This window comes from Pseudomonas sp. 3A(2025) (assembly GCF_054589175.1).
Map to the genome: position 1 here is coordinate 217,122 of NZ_BAAILM010000032.1, position 17,865 is coordinate 234,986.

Annotated in this window: 23 protein-coding genes; 11 read left to right on the forward strand and 12 right to left on the reverse strand. The window is 58.3% G+C overall.

The window, feature by feature from the left end; translation table 11 throughout:
- Positions 1-22: 22 nt before the first annotated feature.
- Positions 23-1,612, reverse strand: coding sequence for an ABC-F family ATPase (locus tag ACYP2A_RS13180; protein WP_459745514.1), 1,590 nt, complete (start codon positions 1,610-1,612; stop codon positions 23-25).
- 610 nt (positions 1,613-2,222) lie between these two features.
- Between ACYP2A_RS13180 and ACYP2A_RS13185 the strand changes: the two genes are divergently transcribed.
- The 6 genes from ACYP2A_RS13185 to ACYP2A_RS13210 all read left to right on the forward strand — a co-directional run bounded on the left by ACYP2A_RS13185 (position 2,223) and on the right by ACYP2A_RS13210 (position 4,814).
- The gene (locus ACYP2A_RS13185; RefSeq protein ID WP_459745515.1) at positions 2,223-2,777 is read left to right on the forward strand and encodes a flagellar biosynthesis protein; all 555 of its coding nucleotides are present in this window, start codon (positions 2,223-2,225) and stop codon (positions 2,775-2,777) included.
- Positions 2,778-2,831: 54 nt separating this feature from the next.
- The gene (locus ACYP2A_RS13190) at positions 2,832-3,251 is read left to right on the forward strand and encodes a hypothetical protein (protein ID WP_459745516.1); all 420 of its coding nucleotides are present in this window, start codon (positions 2,832-2,834) and stop codon (positions 3,249-3,251) included.
- A gap of 149 nt (positions 3,252-3,400) precedes the next feature.
- Positions 3,401-3,604 (forward strand): hypothetical protein, encoded by a 204-nt coding sequence (locus ACYP2A_RS13195; RefSeq protein ID WP_459745517.1) that lies wholly within the window; start codon positions 3,401-3,403, stop codon positions 3,602-3,604.
- Positions 3,605-3,656: 52 nt separating this feature from the next.
- Positions 3,657-4,094 carry a hypothetical protein gene (locus tag ACYP2A_RS13200; RefSeq protein ID WP_459745518.1) on the forward strand — a complete coding sequence of 146 codons (438 nt, stop codon included), beginning with the start codon at positions 3,657-3,659 and terminating at the stop codon, positions 4,092-4,094.
- 306 nt (positions 4,095-4,400) lie between these two features.
- On the forward strand, positions 4,401-4,607 hold the full coding sequence (locus ACYP2A_RS13205; protein WP_459745519.1) for a hypothetical protein: 207 nt from the start codon (positions 4,401-4,403) through the stop codon (positions 4,605-4,607).
- A gap of 84 nt (positions 4,608-4,691) precedes the next feature.
- Complete coding sequence (locus tag ACYP2A_RS13210) at positions 4,692-4,814, forward strand: hypothetical protein (RefSeq protein WP_459745520.1); 123 nt, start codon at positions 4,692-4,694, stop codon at positions 4,812-4,814.
- Between the two features lie 6 nt (positions 4,815-4,820).
- On the opposite strand, the gene ACYP2A_RS13215 is transcribed toward ACYP2A_RS13210, so the two are convergent.
- The 3 genes from ACYP2A_RS13215 to ACYP2A_RS13225 all read right to left on the reverse strand — a co-directional run bounded on the left by ACYP2A_RS13215 (position 4,821) and on the right by ACYP2A_RS13225 (position 5,789).
- A complete protein-coding gene (locus ACYP2A_RS13215; protein ID WP_459745521.1) occupies positions 4,821-5,030 on the reverse strand; it encodes a hypothetical protein in 210 nt (69 codons plus the stop codon).
- Between the two features lie 202 nt (positions 5,031-5,232).
- Entirely contained in the window at positions 5,233-5,367 is a 135-nt protein-coding gene (locus ACYP2A_RS13220) for a hypothetical protein (RefSeq protein ID WP_459745523.1), read from the reverse strand.
- Positions 5,368-5,474: 107 nt separating this feature from the next.
- Positions 5,475-5,789, reverse strand: coding sequence for a DMT family transporter (locus ACYP2A_RS13225; RefSeq protein WP_459745524.1), 315 nt, complete (start codon positions 5,787-5,789; stop codon positions 5,475-5,477).
- A 181-nt stretch (positions 5,790-5,970) separates the two neighbouring features.
- On the opposite strand from ACYP2A_RS13225, the gene ACYP2A_RS13230 reads away from it, so the two are divergent.
- Positions 5,971-6,414 (forward strand): hemerythrin domain-containing protein, encoded by a 444-nt coding sequence (locus ACYP2A_RS13230; RefSeq protein ID WP_459745526.1) that lies wholly within the window; start codon positions 5,971-5,973, stop codon positions 6,412-6,414.
- 50 nt (positions 6,415-6,464) lie between these two features.
- Positions 6,465-6,812: a 2-oxoacid ferredoxin oxidoreductase gene (locus ACYP2A_RS13235; protein ID WP_459745527.1), complete on the forward strand. Its 348-nt coding sequence runs from the start codon at positions 6,465-6,467 to the stop codon at positions 6,810-6,812.
- Positions 6,813-6,822: 10 nt separating this feature from the next.
- Here the strand turns inward: ACYP2A_RS13235 and ACYP2A_RS13240 are convergent, their stop codons facing one another.
- Positions 6,823-7,098: a peptidylprolyl isomerase gene (locus ACYP2A_RS13240; protein WP_459745529.1), complete on the reverse strand. Its 276-nt coding sequence runs from the start codon at positions 7,096-7,098 to the stop codon at positions 6,823-6,825.
- Between the two features lie 97 nt (positions 7,099-7,195).
- Here ACYP2A_RS13240 and ACYP2A_RS13245 point away from each other — a divergent pair, with 97 nt between their 5' ends.
- The gene (locus ACYP2A_RS13245; protein ID WP_459745530.1) at positions 7,196-8,374 is read left to right on the forward strand and encodes a PilT/PilU family type 4a pilus ATPase; all 1,179 of its coding nucleotides are present in this window, start codon (positions 7,196-7,198) and stop codon (positions 8,372-8,374) included.
- A gap of 17 nt (positions 8,375-8,391) precedes the next feature.
- Here ACYP2A_RS13245 and ACYP2A_RS13250 read toward each other — a convergent pair whose 3' ends face one another.
- The 7 genes from ACYP2A_RS13250 to ACYP2A_RS13280 all read right to left on the reverse strand — a co-directional run bounded on the left by ACYP2A_RS13250 (position 8,392) and on the right by ACYP2A_RS13280 (position 16,453).
- Positions 8,392-9,975: an ABC transporter ATP-binding protein gene (locus tag ACYP2A_RS13250; protein WP_459745532.1), complete on the reverse strand. Its 1,584-nt coding sequence runs from the start codon at positions 9,973-9,975 to the stop codon at positions 8,392-8,394.
- A gap of 1 nt (position 9,976) precedes the next feature.
- The gene (locus tag ACYP2A_RS13255; RefSeq protein WP_459745533.1) at positions 9,977-10,999 is read right to left on the reverse strand and encodes an ABC transporter permease; all 1,023 of its coding nucleotides are present in this window, start codon (positions 10,997-10,999) and stop codon (positions 9,977-9,979) included.
- The gene (locus ACYP2A_RS13260) at positions 10,999-12,063 is read right to left on the reverse strand and encodes a microcin C ABC transporter permease YejB (protein ID WP_459745535.1); all 1,065 of its coding nucleotides are present in this window, start codon (positions 12,061-12,063) and stop codon (positions 10,999-11,001) included. The genes ACYP2A_RS13255 and ACYP2A_RS13260 overlap by 1 nt, the downstream gene beginning before the upstream one ends.
- A complete protein-coding gene (locus ACYP2A_RS13265; protein ID WP_459745537.1) occupies positions 12,064-13,932 on the reverse strand; it encodes an extracellular solute-binding protein in 1,869 nt (622 codons plus the stop codon).
- Between the two features lie 139 nt (positions 13,933-14,071).
- Positions 14,072-14,353 carry a peptidylprolyl isomerase gene (locus tag ACYP2A_RS13270; RefSeq protein ID WP_459745539.1) on the reverse strand — a complete coding sequence of 94 codons (282 nt, stop codon included), beginning with the start codon at positions 14,351-14,353 and terminating at the stop codon, positions 14,072-14,074.
- 77 nt (positions 14,354-14,430) lie between these two features.
- Positions 14,431-15,513, reverse strand: coding sequence for a 3-deoxy-7-phosphoheptulonate synthase (locus tag ACYP2A_RS13275; protein ID WP_459745541.1), 1,083 nt, complete (start codon positions 15,511-15,513; stop codon positions 14,431-14,433).
- Between the two features lie 709 nt (positions 15,514-16,222).
- Positions 16,223-16,453, reverse strand: a complete 231-nt coding sequence (locus ACYP2A_RS13280) for a DNA-binding protein (RefSeq protein ID WP_459745542.1) — start codon at positions 16,451-16,453, stop codon at positions 16,223-16,225.
- Positions 16,454-16,535: 82 nt separating this feature from the next.
- On the opposite strand from ACYP2A_RS13280, the gene ACYP2A_RS13285 reads away from it, so the two are divergent.
- On the forward strand, positions 16,536-16,937 hold the full coding sequence (locus tag ACYP2A_RS13285; protein ID WP_459745544.1) for a helix-turn-helix domain-containing protein: 402 nt from the start codon (positions 16,536-16,538) through the stop codon (positions 16,935-16,937).
- 276 nt (positions 16,938-17,213) lie between these two features.
- Positions 17,214-17,858, forward strand: a complete 645-nt coding sequence (gene gacA, locus ACYP2A_RS13290; RefSeq protein WP_459745545.1) for a response regulator transcription factor GacA — start codon at positions 17,214-17,216, stop codon at positions 17,856-17,858.
- The last annotated feature ends 7 nt before the right edge of the window (positions 17,859-17,865 follow it).

The window sequence follows — 17,865 nt, forward strand, 5'->3', positions numbered from 1 at the left end:
GTATTGACTCAGAGGTATTGACTCAGAACGTAACGCCCTGGCTGCGCAGGTAGTCATCGTAAGTGCCGCTGAAGTCGATCACGCCATCGGCGCTCAGCTCGATGATGCGCGTGGCCAGCGACGACACGAACTCGCGGTCATGGCTGACGAAAATCAGCGTACCGGGGTAGTTCTCCAGCGCCAGGTTCAATGCCTCGATCGATTCCATGTCCAGGTGGTTGGTCGGTTCGTCCATCACCAGTACGTTGGGCTTTTGCAGGATCAGCTTGCCGAACAGCATACGGCCTTGCTCACCACCGGAAATCACCTTCACCGACTTGAGGATCTCGTCGTTGGAGAACAGCATGCGGCCCAGCGTGCCGCGCACCAGTTGCTCGCCGCCCTGAGTCCATTGCCCCATCCAGTCGAACAGCGTGCTGTCGTCTTCGAAGTCGTGGGCGTGGTCCTGGGCGTAGTAGCCGATTTCTGCGGCATCGGTCCATTTGACGCTGCCGGCATCCGGGGCCAGCTCGCTGACCAGGGTGCGCAGCAGGGTGGTCTTGCCGATACCGTTAGGACCGATGATCGCTACGCGCTCGCCGGCTTCGATGGTGAAGCTGAAGTCTTTGAACAAAGTCACGCCATCGAAGCCTTTGGCCATGCGCTCGACGACCACGGCCTGACGGTGCAGCTTTTTGGTCTGTTCGAAACGGATGAACGGGCTGACACGGCTGGAAGGCTTGACCTCGGCCAGCTGGATCTTGTCGATCTGCTTGGCACGCGAGGTGGCCTGCTTGGCTTTCGAGGCGTTCGCCGAGAAGCGGCTGACGAACGATTGCAGCTCGGAAATCTGCGCCTTCTTCTTGGCGTTGTCCGACAGCAACTGCTCACGTGACTGGGTCGCCACGGTCATGTACTCATCGTAGTTGCCAGGGAACAGGCGCAGCTCGCCGTAATCCAGGTCAGCCATGTGCGTGCACACGCTGTTCAGGAAGTGACGGTCGTGGGAGATGATGATCATCAGGCTGTTGCGCTGGGTCAGAACGTTTTCCAGCCAGCGGATGGTGTTGATGTCCAGGTGGTTGGTCGGTTCGTCGAGCAACAGCACTTCAGGGTCCGAGAACAGCGCCTGAGCCAGCAGTACACGCAGTTTCCAGCCGGGCGATACCTCGCTCATCGGGCCATTGTGCTGCTCGATGCCGATACCCAGGCCCAGCAGCAACTCGCCGGCGCGCGATTCGGCGGTATAACCGTCCATCTCGGCGAAATCGGTTTCCAGCTCGGCCACGGCCATGCCATCTTCTTCGGTCATTTCCGGCAGCGAGTAGATGCGGTCGCGCTCGGCCTTGACCTTCCACAGCTCCTCATGGCCCATGATCACAGTGTCGAGCACCGTGAATTCTTCATAGGCGAACTGATCCTGACGCAGCTTGCCCAGGCGCACGTTCGGCTCGAGCATCACCTGACCGCCCGAAGGCTCCAGATCGCCGCCCAGGATCTTCATGAAAGTGGATTTACCACAGCCGTTGGCACCGATCAGGCCGTAACGGTTTCCGGCGCCAAACTTGACCGAGACGTTCTCGAACAAGGGTTTTGGGCCGAATTGCATGGTGATATTCGCAGTTGAAATCAATTGCTTGTCCTGTAGGGTTTCAGAGCTTTATTTCTGTGTCATTGCCAGGCTTTACCCAAATTTGGGCCACATTCGGGTCAATCACGCGCGAGCTGCCAGCTTATCCAGCTCTCTCCATCCGGAGGGTGAGCTGATCCATTTTCATAAGTGGAAAGCAGCCTCTCGACGCTATGACCCAGCTGGCCAGCAATGAACGCAGGGTTCATCCCGGACATCAGGCATAGGGTTGCGCAGGTAGGGCACGTGTCATATCGACGGCGCTTTTGAATACCGAGGGCTTCGAGCACAGGTTTGAGGGCGCGGATTGTAACACCTGACTGCTGAATCCACATCCCGCCTTTGCCGGGCGGCAATCTCCAGAGATCTAGAGGCTGCGAAGACTGGGGGCTTTGAGAGGGCGTGGCAATTGGTCGCGCCTGCGCAGGCATCTGTTTCCTAATGAGGATCAATCAGCAAAAAATCAGATTTTCGTTAAGATGGGTCTGATGTTTAGTGAATCAGGCCAATGAAGGCAATAAGGAGATAGTGCGTGACAGGTTATCGGATAGCGGTAGGGATATTGTTATTGGGGGTGCTGGCCGGCTGTGCAACGGGTCGATCAGAGGTAGACGTGAATGCAGTTCACACCAGCCCTGGTCAAGTGACTGCCGCAAGTAATGGCAAGAAAGTGTTGATACGCGCTACGGATGAGCGAACCTTTGAGATTGATCCGCGCAGCGCTGATATTCCTTCTCTGAAGGACGACGAGATCAATGATAGATCAGTGACTGAACGTGCTATTGGTCGTAAGCGTGGAGGCTTTGGAAAGGCCTTTGGCGATGTGGTTTTGCCGTCCGGACGTACCGTCTCTCAACTGGTTGGAGAGGCCGTTTCCAATGCCTACAGAGAAGCCGGTTATGAGGTCGTCACAGACAAAAGTACAAGCGATGCCATTGCGGTCAATGTTCATGTTATTGAGTTCTGGTCCTGGTTTTCTCCGGGCTTCTGGTCGGTGGCTGTAAATAACAAATCTCAACTGAGAATTGAGAGCCTTGGCTCCCCCGATCTTAAGGTTGTAGCGCGCATAAACGAGCGTATGCAAGCGGTCACTGAGAGCGACTGGAAGAAAATCACAGAAGCTGGCCTTCAGGAAATTACCAGGGAAACCCAAAAGCAGCTGAAGTAGAAAAAGGCTGCGCTTGGCAACGCTTTATCTTTAGCGCCACCTGCAGGCGGCCTCATGCACCCAATAGTTGAACATGCTCTCGCACTGCTTGAATCGGAGTCCGCTCAAGCGCAATACGATTATGCGTTTGACGCGGTTGCAGACATTGTCACCGAGTTTGGAGAGGCCGACTTGGCAGAACGCTTGATTCAGGAAATCCCGTCATCGACGGGGTTTCAGCAGATCGCCAGACTCTTCGACTTCCTGGCATGGCAGACAGAGGATAATGGCGCATCAATAGTCCGCACTGCTGAGCAATGGCTGGTCGAAGGGAGCGATATTCGTAAGCTTATGGTTGCATTAAGCCTTGAAGTTTATCCGTTTCCAGATGCGCATGAGATGTCCCGGGTGCTGTCTTATCTTGCGATCATCCATCCACAGCTATCCGACAGGTGCGAGGATTTGATGGCCTCTCGAAAAAAGAGGGGTGTATGAGCTTGCGCGGCCACTGAATGTTAGCCAACCCGGCCAAGCGCCGTAGCTGGCTCAGTATCAAGATCCGCACCGAGTAGCATAGTGGCAAATTGGGAGTGGATGAGGTATTACGTCAGCCCGGCATGGGGCCGGGACAAGGATTGGATTCGATGAAAATGAAAATTAGCCTGCTTTTACTGGTTGCGGCATTGGCCGGATGCTCAACAGCAGGACCTTACATCACCAATATTTCCAGTGATGGGCGTAACGGTCTCAATATCGAGAAATGCGCTGTGCAGATGAACGCTTTCATGGGCACTGTCAGTAACACCAATTGCACTACTCAAAACGTGCAACTGAGCCGTAACAACTGAGTGTGGCCAGGCTCGCCTGGATCACCGCTAGTCAGGCAGTCGGAATGTACGAATGAAGACCTCTCGCTGGACGGTTGCGGCTCTGTGCCTGACTGTGTTCCTGCTCGTGCTTGCCCTGGTTCCGGAGCGCAGGCTTGCGTGTGACGACCATCCTTACCTGACCGAAACCAGCCCGGACGGGCAGTGGACACTCAGCGTATGTCGCCGGCCCATGTGGTTCGCGCTGCCGGGCAGCGCAAGTGACGCCCCCGGCTGGATCGTCGTTCGAGACCGATCGTCTTTAATACGTGGCGTGTCCAGCCTGTCCATGTTGCAACTCTATGGTGGCGCGATATCGGGCAATACCACAGAGTGGACGTCGGACAGCGTCAGCCGCATGATGGTCTTCGATCTTTCTCTAAGGCCGGCGAGCGGCCCTGTCGAGGGATGGTTGACCGATCGCCTGTGGCGGCTGCGGGCGCTATTGGGGATGGTGCCGAGTGACGATTAATGAGGGTAACCGAGTGCTTATGAACGATAGCGGGTCGAAGGGAACGATATTCAGCTGTATGTCACGCACGCTTGTTTTGCTGCTTCTCGTATTACCACTGACCGGATGCGCCTGGGCGGGAGCGGTGTCCACCCCGTTCACGCCTTACTCCTGTTATGGCGGCATGAAGCACGAACCCGTGTTCATTAAAAGCGTAGGGCCGCTGGGTGTCATTGATGTGCCTTTTACGTTTGTCGCCGATACGCTCTCGCTCCCTTTTTGCTGGTACTGATCGAAACCATTTTCAGTAGGGAGGCGTGACTCAAGGTGTCCATTAAAGACGAAGTCGTCCACGTGTTCTGGATGTTTTTCTGGACAATGGTTTCATTGTTCATGCACTTGGGCTTGATCATGGTAGGGGCTTGGGTGACCTATGAGGTGCCCGGCATCGATCACGAAACCCGCACCTGGCTGTTTCTCGGCTGGATGGCCGCGCAGTTCCTCATCTTTTATTATCTTGGCAAGAAACTATAGGCAGGTCTGCCACCTGACGATTGCGCTGAACCGATGCTTTGCGATGCTGCCCAATCTGTTCATGTACTCGAAAAAGGCATCACCATGAGCGAAGAGAAGCAGCAGGATCAGGAAAAAGAAAACGATATTCCCGCGCACTCGACCGAGGAAGAAAAAGAGCGCCTGAAAGACTTCAACAAGGACGGTATTCCAGCCGGTGCAGGTTGATTGCTGTCACACCTCATCAATCCTTGAGGCGACGGTGCGCAAGGTCTGCACTGAAGAGTTGATCGAGGCAATATGACCCAGCACATCGACGCCATCAACATGACCGCCGCGTTGATTGAGAAAGGTCAGATGACCGCTGATGGTCATCGACAGACTTTCCAGGTGCGCGGCGGTCGTTTCAAGGTCACTTTTGATATTGTGCAGGGTTTCCAGCATGACACGGTGCCTTGGTTGTTGATTTTTTCAGACGTGCTGCATTTATATCATTGCCCAATGACAGTTGTACGGCGAGGCGCATTAAAAGTTCAATGATTCAACGGGGTGACTTGTTTCTGGCGCCATTTAATTATTGAGTTGTTTGAAACTCATATAAAAGAACAGGTGCCTGGCCGTCTGGCCGGGCACCTGCAAAGACACATTATTTCACGCTGCAAATCCAGCGGTGATCGTGCCGGTAGGGGGCGCGAATGAAGGTAATATCCGCTACCCGTTTCAGCCCGCGTTTTTTCAGGGCTTCAGTCAGTTGCACAAGGGTCTCTGCTTCGATAGTCATTGCTGTTACCTCGTCAGATGGTTCGTTGTACATAGAACTGGAGTAGCGGGGTGACGAGGGAATTCATTTTTTATTTCCGCTATTGCCCTGAACGGTCATTGAAATGATCACGATGCGATCTTCATCAACACCAGGCCGCTGACAATCAGCACTGCTGCCAGTACGCGCAGGAAGGTCAGTGGTTCGCCCAGTACGCCGATTCCAATCACAAAGGCTCCGACTGCGCCGATACCGGTCCAGATCGTATAGGCGGTACCCAGCGGCAAGGTTTTCATGGCGACCGACAGCAGCGCAAAGCTGGCAATCATGGCGACCAGTGTGATGATCGTCGGGGCAGGGCGGGTGAAGCCCTCGGATTGTTTCATGGCGAATGCCCAGACCACTTCCAGTACGCCTGCGCACATCAAATAAACCCAAGCCATCCAGCGGCTCTCCTTGCATCAAGCACCGGGTCGTCCCGGGTTACGGTCCCTTCATGGGTGAGGTCGTCCTCAAGGCGCGGAAGTCTAACGCAGCAACAGATCTTTGGAACTGCCGGCTGCCGCTCAAGGTCTAGGTTTTCAGAGCCGCTGTCGGCTGAACCTGTCCATCGGGAGAATGACCGTGAATATTTTCGAAGCCCTGCGCGAAAGCCATGACCGCCAACGTCACTACGCGGATGTCCTGGTGCAGACCCACGGTGCCAGCGAAGAGCGCGCCGAAGCCTACCGTTTACTCAAGGACGAATTACAGGCTCATGAAACCGCCGAGGAGCGGCATTTTTACATTCCTTTGATGGAGCACGACAACGGCGTCGACCTGAGCCGTCACGCGATTGCCGAGCACCATGAAATGGATGAGCTGATGGAGGAACTCGATGCCACTGACATGTCCAGCCCGAGCTGGCTGGTAACGGCGAAGAAACTCAGCCACAAGGTTCATCACCACTTGAAGGAAGAAGAACAGAAGTTCTTCCAGAGCGCCGGCAAGCTGCTCGACGATCGCCAGAAAGATGCGTTGGCCGGCAAATATCTGAAAGAGTTCAAAGAGCAATTGGCCGAAAGCTGAAAGCGCGCAGCAGTGGTAGACTCGGCCCTTTTCAGGGAAAAGGGCCTGTCATGAAATTTGTCATTCTGTTTATGGCCGCAGCAGTGATGGCCGGTTGTGCGGCACCGTCGAGTTCGGCGCGCTCCGGTGGGCCGGTCAAGACGTTGGCCAGCCAGAAAACCAGCGCCGAAGTCGCTCAGTGCGTACAGGTGTCGTGGCAAGACACGAAACTGTTTGGCGACACCGCCGACGTGTTTCTTGATCGTCTCGATGACGGCGGCTTCACGGTGTTTACCACTCAGTCTCATTACTTTGTCGACGTCCTGCGTCAGGGCGGCGGCAGCGAAGTTCGCTTTTATGCCCCCAATGGCGGCAATCAGCTCAAGCTGAGAAGCGCCTCTGTCGCCACCTGTCTTTGATCAGGCTGCCTTAATCGCGATAAAACACCTGAACCAGGTGATAGCCGAACTTGCTCTTGACCGGCCCGTGCACGGTACGTAACGGCTTCTTGAAGATCACCTGGTCGATGATAGCTACCATCTGGCCGGGGCGGACTTCACCCAGATCGCCGCCACGTTTGCCGGACGGGCAGGTCGAGTGTTTTTTGGCCAGTTCATCGAAGGCTTCGCCTTTAGCGATGCGCTGCTTGAGACGCTCGGCTTCTTCGGCGGTCTTGACCAGAATATGGCGGGCTTGGGCTTTCATGTCGCGATGCTACCTGTCGCAAAAGGCTGCCATTATGCCAGTCATCTACAGTCAATGATGCATTTGCCATTTTTACCTTCTGTGTGCGGTGTCGAATATGGATTTTCCGGCGTTACTCAAGACCCTGGCCACTCAGGATGGATCGGACCTGTACCTGTCCACCGGTGCGCCGCCATGCGCCAAGTTCAACGGCGTGCTCAGGCCGTTGGGCAGCGAAACGTTCAAGCCCGGCGAAGTGGCAAAAATCGCCGAGTCGATCATGGACCCGGAGCAGCAACGCGTCTTTGAGCACGAGCTGGAGATGAATCTTGCGGTGTCGCTGGCAGGGATCGGTCGTTTCCGGATCAATATCTTCATGCAGCGCAACGAAGTCTCGCTGGTCGCGCGCAACATCAAGCTGGATATTCCGCGCTTCGAAGACTTGCACCTGCCGCCGATCCTGCTCGATGTGGTCATGGAAAAGCACGGCCTGGTCCTGTTCGTGGGCGCTACCGGTTCCGGCAAGTCAACGTCGCTGGCGGCGTTGATCGACTACCGCAACCGCAATGCCAGCGGCCATATCATCACGATTGAAGACCCGGTGGAGTTCATTCACCGGCACAAGAAATCGATCATCAATCAGCGTGAAGTGGGGGTCGACACCCGCAGCTTTCATGCGGCGCTGAAGAACACCCTGCGCCAGGCGCCGGACGTGATCCTGATCGGTGAAATCCGTGACCGCGAGACCATGGAGCACGCGCTGGCGTTCGCCGACACCGGGCACCTGGCGATCTCGACGCTGCACGCCAACAATGCCAACCAGGCGCTGGACCGGATCATCAACTTCTTCCCCGAAGAGCGCCGTGCCCAGTTGCTGCACGACCTGGGTAACAACCTCAAGGCGTTCGTTTCCCAGCGTCTGGTGCGCACTCCGGACGGCAAGCGCCGGGCGGCGGTCGAGGTGATGATGGGCACGCCGACCATCCGTGACCTGATCCAGCGCAATGAGCTGACCGGTCTCAAGGACATCATGGAGAAGTCCGGCAACCTGGGGATGCAGACCTTCGATACGGCGCTGTTCAACCTGGCGGTCGAGGGCGCGATCAGCGAAGAAGAGGCCCTCAAGCATGCCGACTCGAAGAACAACGTGCGCTTGCGGTTGAAGCTGCACGGCGAAGGCAGGGTGGTCGCAGGACCGACCGAAGCGCCTGCTGCGCCGGTCGGGGTCAGCAGCCCGAACATGAACCAGTGGGGGTTGGTCGAGGATGACGACAAGGACCCGACGATCCAGTCCTGACGGTTACAGGCCGATTGTCAGGCAAACCCCGGATGTGCCGCCGCCAGCAGTTCGCGGGTATAGGGATGCTGCGGGGCGTCGAAAACCGCCTCGTTGCTGCCGCGCTCGACCACCTTGCCATCCTTGACCACGATCACGTCATGCGCCAGTGCGCGAACCACGGCCAGATCGTGGCTGATGAACAGGTAAGTCAGGTCGTGCTTTTCCTGTAGCTGGCGCAACAGGCCGACCACTTGCTTTTGAACGGTACGATCGAGTGCCGAGGTCGGCTCGTCGAGCAGGATAAAGGCAGGTTTGAGCACCAGCGCCCGGGCAATCGCGATGCGCTGGCGTTGCCCGCCAGAAAATTCGTGCGGGTAGCGGTGCCGGCTTTGCGGGTCCAGGCCGACTTCTTCCAGCGCCCGGATCACCTGCTCGTCGCATTGACGGGCGTCCAGTTCGCTGTGCACCTCCAGGCCTTCGGCAATGATCTGCGCCACCGACATGCGCGGGCTGAGGCTACCGTATGGGTCCTGAAACACCACCTGCATTTCCTTGCGCCAGGGGCGCATCTGTCGTGGGCTCAGGCCGTCCAGCGGCTGGCCGCGAAAGCGGATGGCACCGCTGGAGTCCACCAGGCGCAGGATCGCTTGGCCCAGCGTCGATTTGCCCGAGCCGGATTCGCCGACGATGCCCAGGGTCTTGCCGCGCTCGATGCTCAGGCTGATGTCGTCGACCGCCTTGAGGTATTCGCTGTGACGACGCAGCAGGCCGCCGGTCAGGGAGAACCAGACCCGCAGGTTGTCGACCTGCAACAGTGTTTCGCGTGGTGCGCGAGGCACCGGTAAGCCGGCCGGCTCTGCATCGAGCAGCAGGCGGCTGTAAGGATGTTGCGGATTCTTGAACAGGCTCTGGCAGTCGCTGTGCTCGACGATTTTTCCGGCCTGCATGACGCAGACCCTCTGGGCCACGCTGTGCACCAGGTTCAGGTCGTGGCTGATCAGCAGCAACGACATGTTCAGGCGTTGCTGCAAATCCTTGAGCAGTTTCAGAATCTTGCGCTGCACGGTGACATCCAGCGCGGTGGTGGGCTCGTCGGCAATCAGCAGTTCGGGTTCGCAGGCCAGGGCCATGGCGATCATCACCCGCTGGCGCTGGCCGCCGGACAGCTCATGCGGGTAGGCCTTGAGGCGTTTTTGCGGTTGCTGAATGCCGACCAGTTCCAGCAGTTCGAGAGTCCGCTGCTCAGCCTGACGACCGCCGATGCCGCGATGCAGCAGCAGGGTTTCGCCGATCTGTTTGGCGACCGTGTGCAGCGGGTTGAGCGAAGTCATCGGCTCCTGAAAAATCATCGCGATGCGGTTACCACGCAACTGACGCAGTGTCCTGGCATCGGCGCCGAGCAGTTGCTGGCCGCGCCAGGTGATGCTGCCGGTGCTGGTCGTGCCGGCCTGCGGCAGCAGTTGCAGGATCGAATGGGCGGTCACCGACTTGCCCGAGCCAGACTCACCGACCAGTGCCAGGCATTCGCCGGCGCGAATGTCCAGGTTTAGGTCGCTGACCACTTGCTGACCCTTGAAGGCGATGCTCAGGTTACGAATTTCGATCAGGTTGTCCGGCATATCAGGCTCTCGGGTCGAATGCATCGCGCAGGGCTTCGCCGATGAACACCAGCAAGGTGAGAATCAGCGCCAGGGCGCAAAAGGCGGTCAGGCCCAGCCAGGGGGCTTGCAGGTTGGTCTTGCCCTGAGCAATCAGCTCACCCAGCGACGCGCTGCCGGCCGGCATGCCGAAGCCGAGAAAATCCAGGGCGGTGAGGGTCGTGATGGCGCCGGTCAGCACAAATGGCAGGTAGCTCAGGGTGGCGCTCATGGCATTGGGCAGGATGTGCCGCAAAATCATCTTGCTGTCGCTCAGCCCCAGCGCGCGGGCGGCCTTGACGTATTCCAGCTTGCGCCCGCGCAAAAACTCGGCACGCACCACATCCACCAGCGCCAGCCAGGAGAACAGCGCCATGATGCCCAGCAACCACCAGAAATCGGGTTCGACGAAGCCGGAAAGAATGATCAGCAGGTAGAGTACCGGTAACCCGGACCAGACTTCCTGCAGACGCTGACCGAACAGATCCACCCAGCCGCCGTAATAGCCCTGCAGCGCGCCGGCGGCGATGCCGATCAGCGCGCTGATGAAGGTCAGTGCCAGAGCAAACAGAATCGACACGCGGGTGCCGAAGATCACGCGGGCCAATACATCGCGAGCCTGGTCGTCGGTGCCCAGCCAGTTTTCCGCCGACGGCGGGCTGGGGGCGGGGACCTTGAGATCGTAGTTGGGCGTATCGGCACCAAAGGCAATGGGCGGGAACAGCATCCAGCCGTCGCCCTTGTCGATCAGCCCGCGTACGTAGTCACTGCGATAGTCCGGCTGGAACGGTAGCTCGCCACCGAACTGCTGCTCGGTGTAGCGCTTGAACACCGGGAAATACAGCGAGTGCTTGTAACTGAGCAGCAGCGGTTTGTCGTTGGCGACCAGTTCGCCGCCCAGGGTCACAAGGAACAGGGCGCAGAACAGCCATAGCGACCACCAGCCGCGGCGGTGATTGCGAAAACGCTCCAGGCGGCGCCGGGCCACGGGTGACAGGCGCTCCATCAGGCACTCCTCGCACTGAAGTCGATGCGCGGATCGACCAGGGTGTAACAGACATCGCCGGCCAGTTTGATCAGCAGGCCGAACAGGGTAAAGATGAACAGCGAGCCGAACACCACCGGGTAATCGCGTGACACCGCCGCCTCATAGCTCAGGCGCCCCAGGCCGTCGAGCGAGAAGATCACCTCGATCAGCAACGAGCCTGCAAAAAACACGCTGATCAGCGCCTGGGGAATACCGGCGACCACCAGCAGCATGGCGTTGCGAAACACATGACCGTACAGCACGCGCCGCTCGGTCATGCCTTTGGCCCGCGCGGTGGTCACGTACTGGCGGGTGACTTCATTGAGGAAGGCGTTCTTGGTCAGCAGCGTCAGGGCCGCAAAGCCGCCGATCACCAGAGAGGTGACGGGCAGCACCAGATGCCAGAAGTAATCGGCGACCTTGCCGGTCAACGACAGCTGGGCAAAATCCTCCGACACCAGCCCGCGCACCGGAAACCAGTGCAGGGACGTGCCGCCGCAGAACATCACCACCAGCAGCATCGCGACCAGAAAGGCCGGCATCGCATAGCCGACGATGATCACCGTACTGCTCCAGACATCGAAGTGACTGCCGTGCTTGACCGCCTTGCGGATGCCCAGCGGGATCGACACCAGATAAGTCAGCAAGGTGGCCCACAAACCCAGTGACAGCGACACCGGCAGCTTTTGCACGATCAGGTCGGTGACCGAGGCGCCGCGAAAGAAGCTGTTGCCGAAATCCAGCCGTGCATAATTGCTGAGCATCAGCCACAGCCGCTCGTGCAACGGTTTGTCGAAGCCGTACTGACGTTCGATCTCTTTGATCAGCTTGGGGTCCAGGCCGCGTGAAATGCGCGACTGGCCAGCGCTGGCACTTTCCGCCGGAGCACTGCCGACACTGGCGCCGCCAATGCCCTGCAGGCGCGCAATCGCTTGCTCGACCGGGCCACCGGGCGCGGCCTGAACAATGAAGAAGTTGACCAGCAGGATGCACAGCAGCGTCGGGATGATCAGCAGCAGGCGCCTTACGATATAGCCGAGCATTTACTGCATCTCCCAGGGCAGGGCCGAAGCGCCACGGCGCGCAGTGAACGCTTCGTTGCTCAGGGCCGTGGGGCTGATTTCCCACCAGGTCTCGATGGCCTCGTTGTTGCGCGCCTGTACAGCAGGGATGCCGAAGCGGTTCCACCATACGGTCGACGCGCCCGGCGGGTAGTAGTTGGGAATCCAGTAGTAGCCCCATTGCAGTACCCGGTCGAGGCAGCGCGCGTGGTTGACCATGTCGGCCTGGCTGCCAGCCTTGACCAGCCCTTCGATCAGTGCATCGACTGCCGGGTCCTGGAGCACCATGACATTGTTGGATCCTGGGTCGCGGGCGACTTTCGAGCCGAAATTGTTATACAGCTCCATGCCCGGCGAGTTGGTGACTGTGTAGCCGGTGACGATCATGTCGTAGTCGCGGGCCATCACCCGGTTCAGGTACTGCGCGGCATCGATGCGGCGGATATCGAACTGGATGCCGATCTGCGCCAGATTACGCTTGAACGGTAACAGCAGGCGCTCGAAGCCGGACTGGGCATTGAGAAAGGTAAAGCTCAGGGGCTCGCCACGGGCATTGACCAACTGATCGCCCTTGGGTGTCCAGCCTGCCTCTTTGAGCAAGGCCAGAGCCTGCAATTGTTTGTCGCGGATAAAGCCGGTGCCATCGGTCTTCGGTATCTCGAAAACCTGATCGAAGGCTTCATCGGGAATTTTGCCGCGCAGCGGTTCGAGAATTTCCAGTTCGCGCGGCGAGGGCAGTGCGGTGGCGGCCAGCGGCGAGTTGGAGAAGAAGCTGCTCTGGCGGATGTACATGTTGCGCATCATCTGCCGATTGGTCCACTCGAAGTCCCACAGCAGTGCCAGCGCCTGACGCACGCGGCGGTCCTGAAACACTGGACGGTCGAGGTTGAAGATAAACCCTTGGGAGTTCTGCACGGCGCCCTTGGCCAGATGGGCCTTTTGCAACAAACCGTCGGTCAGAGCCTGGCCGTTATAGCGGATGGTGTAGCCGGTGGCCGAGTATTCGCGGTTGTAGTCGTAACCGCCGCCCAGCAGGACCTGGCGCGCCACGTCGGTGTCGCCGAAGTATTCGATGCGAAAGGTGTCGAAGTTATACAGCCCGCGACTGACCGGCTTGTCGCGCCCCCACCAGTCCGGGTCACGTTCGAAGGTGATGCTGCGCCCGGCATCGACCTTGGCAATTTTGTACGGGCCACTGCCTGGCGGAATCTCGAAGCCTGCGCCACCGGCAAAATCGCGGCTTTTCCACCAGTGCTCGGGCAGCACCGGCAGCGAAGCCAGCTCCAGCGGCAAGGTACGGTTTTCGGCATTGCTGAAGTCGAAGCGAATCTGCGTGGGCGATTCGATCTCTACGTGTTTTACCGCTTCGAACTGAGTGCGGTATTCCAGCTTGCCCTGGCTCATCAGCAGCTCGAAGGTGTACTTCACATCGCTGGCGGTGATCGGGGTGCCATCGGCGAAGCGCGCCTCGGGATCGAGGTAAAAGCGCAGCGAAAGGCCATCCGCACCGCGCTCCATCCGTTGCGCGATCAGGCCGTATACCGTCCAGGGCTCATCCAGCGAGCGCACCGCCAGCGGCGAATACAGCAGCTTCTCGATCTGCGCCACGCCCATGCCCTTGTCGACATAGGGGATAAGGTGGTCGAACTGACCGATTTCCTGCGCGGAACGGCGCATGCTGCCGCCCTTGGGCGCATCCGGGTTGACGTAGTCGAAGTGTTTGAAGTCGGCAGGGTAGCGAGGCGCTTCACCGTAAACAGTCAAGGCGTGCTGCGGGGCAGCGGACAAGGGTTGCACTACGGCCAGTAAAGCCAGTGTCGCCACAAACAGCGATGAACGAACGAAACCCATAAGCAAACCAGGCGCGGTGAACGATCATGCCCTTCTACAGGGAAAGCCACGGGCCGCCAAGCGCAAACGGTGCATATTCCTACGTGCTAAAACGAAACAGCCCACCATAAAGGTGAGCTGTGTCATCGGCGCGGCAGGATCAGTCCTGACGGCTGGTCACTTCCAGCAGGTGATAACCAAACTGGGTCTTGACCGGGCCTTGCACGACATTGACCGGGGCGCTGAACACCACGGTGTCGAATTCCTTGACCATCTGGCCTGGACCGAAAGAACCCAGGTCGCCGCCTTGACGGCTCGACGGGCAGCTCGAATTGGCCTTGGCGATTTCAGCGAAATCGGCGCCGCCTTCGATCTGGGCCTTGAGTTCGTTGCACTTGTCTTCGCTGGCAACCAGGATGTGACGGGCAGTGGCTTTAGCCATTGGAACAATACTCCTCTTGGTAAAAAATACAGGCTACCCGATTGTGGCCTGCATTTCCCCTGAAAGTTCCTGACCCTTCAGCGGTAGCGCAGGCGATCCACCGCCTCAAGCAGCAGTTGCTCGGTCGCTGACCAGCCCAGGCAACCATCGGTCACCGACACCCCGTATTTGAGGTTCGGACCCAGCGCCTGGCTGCCGTCGAACAGATGGCTTTCGAGCATCATGCCGATCAACGAATGGTTGCCTTGCAGGCGCTGTTCCAGCACATCGCGCAATACGTGAGGCTGACGGGACGGGTCCTTGCCGCTGTTGGCGTGGCTGCAGTCGACCATGATCCGTGGGACGATGCCCTGTTTGTCCAGTGCCGTACGCACCTTGGCGACGTGCTCGGCAGCGTAGTTCGGACCCTGATGGCCGCCACGCAATACGATATGGCTGTCCGGGTTGCCCTGGGTTTCGATGATCGCCGGGTGACCCTGGCGGTCGACGCCGAAGTGGCGGTGCGGGTGGGCGGCCGAGCGAATCGCGTCGCACGCCACCGCCACGCCACCGTCGGTACCGTTCTTGAAGCCGACCGCCATGTTCAGGCCGCTGGCCATTTCCCGGTGAATCTGTGATTCGGTGGTGCGTGCACCGATGGCGACCCAACTGAGCACATCGTCGAAGTAGCCGGCGGCCATGGGCTGCAGCAGCTCGGTAGCGACCGGCAAGCCCATCTCCAGCATGTCGCGCATCAATCGGCGTGACAGGGTAAGGCCTGCGGCCATGTCGTCGCTGCCATCGAGGTGCGGATCATAGGCCAGGCCTTTCCAGCCAACCGTAGTGCGGGGTTTCTCGACATAGGCGCGCATGACCAGCAGCATCTGGTCGCTGACTTCACTGGCGAGGCGGGCAAGACGTTCGGCGTATTCAAGCGCCGATTTCGGGTCATGCAGCGAGCAGGGGCCGACAACCATCAGCAGGCGCGAGTCGCTACCGTCAAGAATGGCGCGCACGGCGCGACGGTGGGCGGCGACCTGATCGGCCAGAGAGGGCGTCAGAGGCAAACGATGCTTGAGTTCCAGCGTGCTGGGCAAGCGAAGAGGGAAATGACTGCTGTCCAGATGGGTGGCAGTGCTGGACGAAATATCAGGGTTTTTGATCGCAACGGACGAATTCATGTGCTGGCTTCCCGGGCGGCGGGTAATTCCCGCGTGCGCCGCTATAAAGGTGTTCGACAAAGGGTCGTATCGGTTGTATTGAGCGCAATGCCACCAGGCAGTGACCGAACGGAGGCGGCAGGTTGTCCCGAACGGAGGTTGCTAAATCGCCAGTTGAAGCCGTAGTCGTTGCGGTAATAAGTGAAGTAAGTCATGGGGTGTGTCCTCGAAAAATAGGTTTGCGGTTATCAGATGCCGGAAAAACAAAACCCCCGGTCGGGGAGCCGACCGGGGGTTTGGAAATCTCTGGTTGGCGTCCCGTGGAGTAGGGCGCCGATGTGGGGTATCAGGCGCGCCAGTGGCTAAACCAATACCCATAATAAAAGTTGACCGGTACGCAGACAGATACCTCAGCCATAGCACCCGTAATAACCATGGCCGGGCAAGCGCCGTCGGCACGCGGTTGAGCTAAGGTGAGGGTGGAATGCAGCATCGATAGGTCTCCGTTGATGCCAGCGAGCTTACTTCAGCCTTGATGGCGCGGCAATTGAAGAATTAAATCGGCTTTACTTAATTGATAGCTTTTTAGATGATGGCAAAAGGACACTATTTTTGCCAGAATTTCATTCAGCCGCCGACAGGCGTTGTCAGAAAAAGCCGGTCTGCATGACTGGATTATGCCGTTGAGAATGGGAAAGTCTTTCTTATGCCCACAATCAGGAAAACGCGGTTACTCGTTGACCGATTCCGGCTCATCTTCAGCGGGGGGGATGACGCCTACCTTGATCCCCAGCAAAACCGCCACTTTATGCGCTTCTCCGCGGCGTCCCTTCTTGCGGCCAGCCAACACCTGATAAGTTGTTGCCGGGTCAACACTGTTTTCCCGAGCGAATTGCTGAACAGATTTCCCCTGCTGGTCGAGCCAGGCCTTGGCTTGTGCAGGGGTGCGGATTACGGGCATAGTTCAAAACCGTTCAAGTCAGTTTAATTTCGTCAGGATTTTACCATTCGTAAGGGTGGGGTCAATAGGGTTGTGCATTCAAATGAGTGGAATAGGGTACCGATTGAGGAAAGAACGCGAGCGACTGGGCTTGTCCCAGCGAGCCTTCGGTGAAATCGGTGGCGTGGAAGCCAATGCTCAAGGCAAATACGAAAGCGGTGATCGCGCACCCAAGGCCGACTACCTGGCCGCTGTTGCGGCCAAAGGTGTCAATGTTCTTTATGTGCTGACCGGAAGACCGACGCCCATCCCGCTCGATAATCTTAGTGTGGCTGAGGAGAAGGTGCTGGGCAGCTACAGAAGCCTGCATAAGGAGGATCAGGATGCAATCCGGCGTTTGACCACTACCATGGCCGAGCTGTGCACTACTAATGTGCTCGGCAAGCCTGCGCTCGACCCGTCGTTGCCCGACCAATCTCCACTTGATGCTCTCGACGAGAGCTGATGGCGAATCTGCCCATTGGGCGCATTTTGCACGTCATCGCATATTTTTCTCTGATCTCAGGCCACATGAGTGATAGCTTGTTGCTAACGCTATCCACCTGTCGAAGGTGAGTCGGGCCCGTGGCGGGTCGTGCGACCCTGTTATGCCACGTCGCTGGTGGCTATCCTTACCGCACTGCCCTGTACCAACCTGTTGATGCCCCGTTCAGGTCTGACTCATCGTTTTTTGCCAGGGTGGCCGGCATCGCCATGTATGACTGTTTCGCGAGGTAGATCCTTGATTAAGGTGCTAGTTGTCGATGACCATGATCTCGTGCGTACAGGCATCACCCGCATGCTCGCCGACATCGACGGCCTGCAGGTCGTCGGCCAGGCAGATTCGGGCGAAGAGTCGTTGAAAAAGGCGCGTGATCTGAAGCCTGATGTGGTGCTGATGGACGTCAAGATGCCAGGCATCGGCGGCCTTGAGGCAACGCGCAAGTTGTTGCGCAGCCACCCGGAGATGAAAGTGGTGGCCGTGACCGCCTGTGAAGAAGATCCGTTCCCGACCCGTTTGCTGCAGGCCGGGGCCGCCGGCTATATGACCAAGGGCGCGGGACTGACCGAAATGGTTCAGGCCATTCGCCTGGTGTTTGCCGGTCAGCGCTACCTGAGCCCGCAGATTGCCCAGCAACTGGCGCTCAAGTCATTCCAGCCCGAACAAAGCAACTCACCGTTCGATCTGTTGTCGGAACGAGAGATCCAGATTGCCTTGATGATCGTGGGCTGCCAGAAAGTCCAGACCATTTCCGACAAGCTGTGCCTGTCGCCGAAAACGGTCAACACCTACCGTTATCGTATCTTCGAAAAGCTTTCGATCAGCAGTGATGTCGAACTGGCGTTGCTGGCGGTGCGTCACGGCATGGTCGATGCCAGCGCCTGAACCTGAA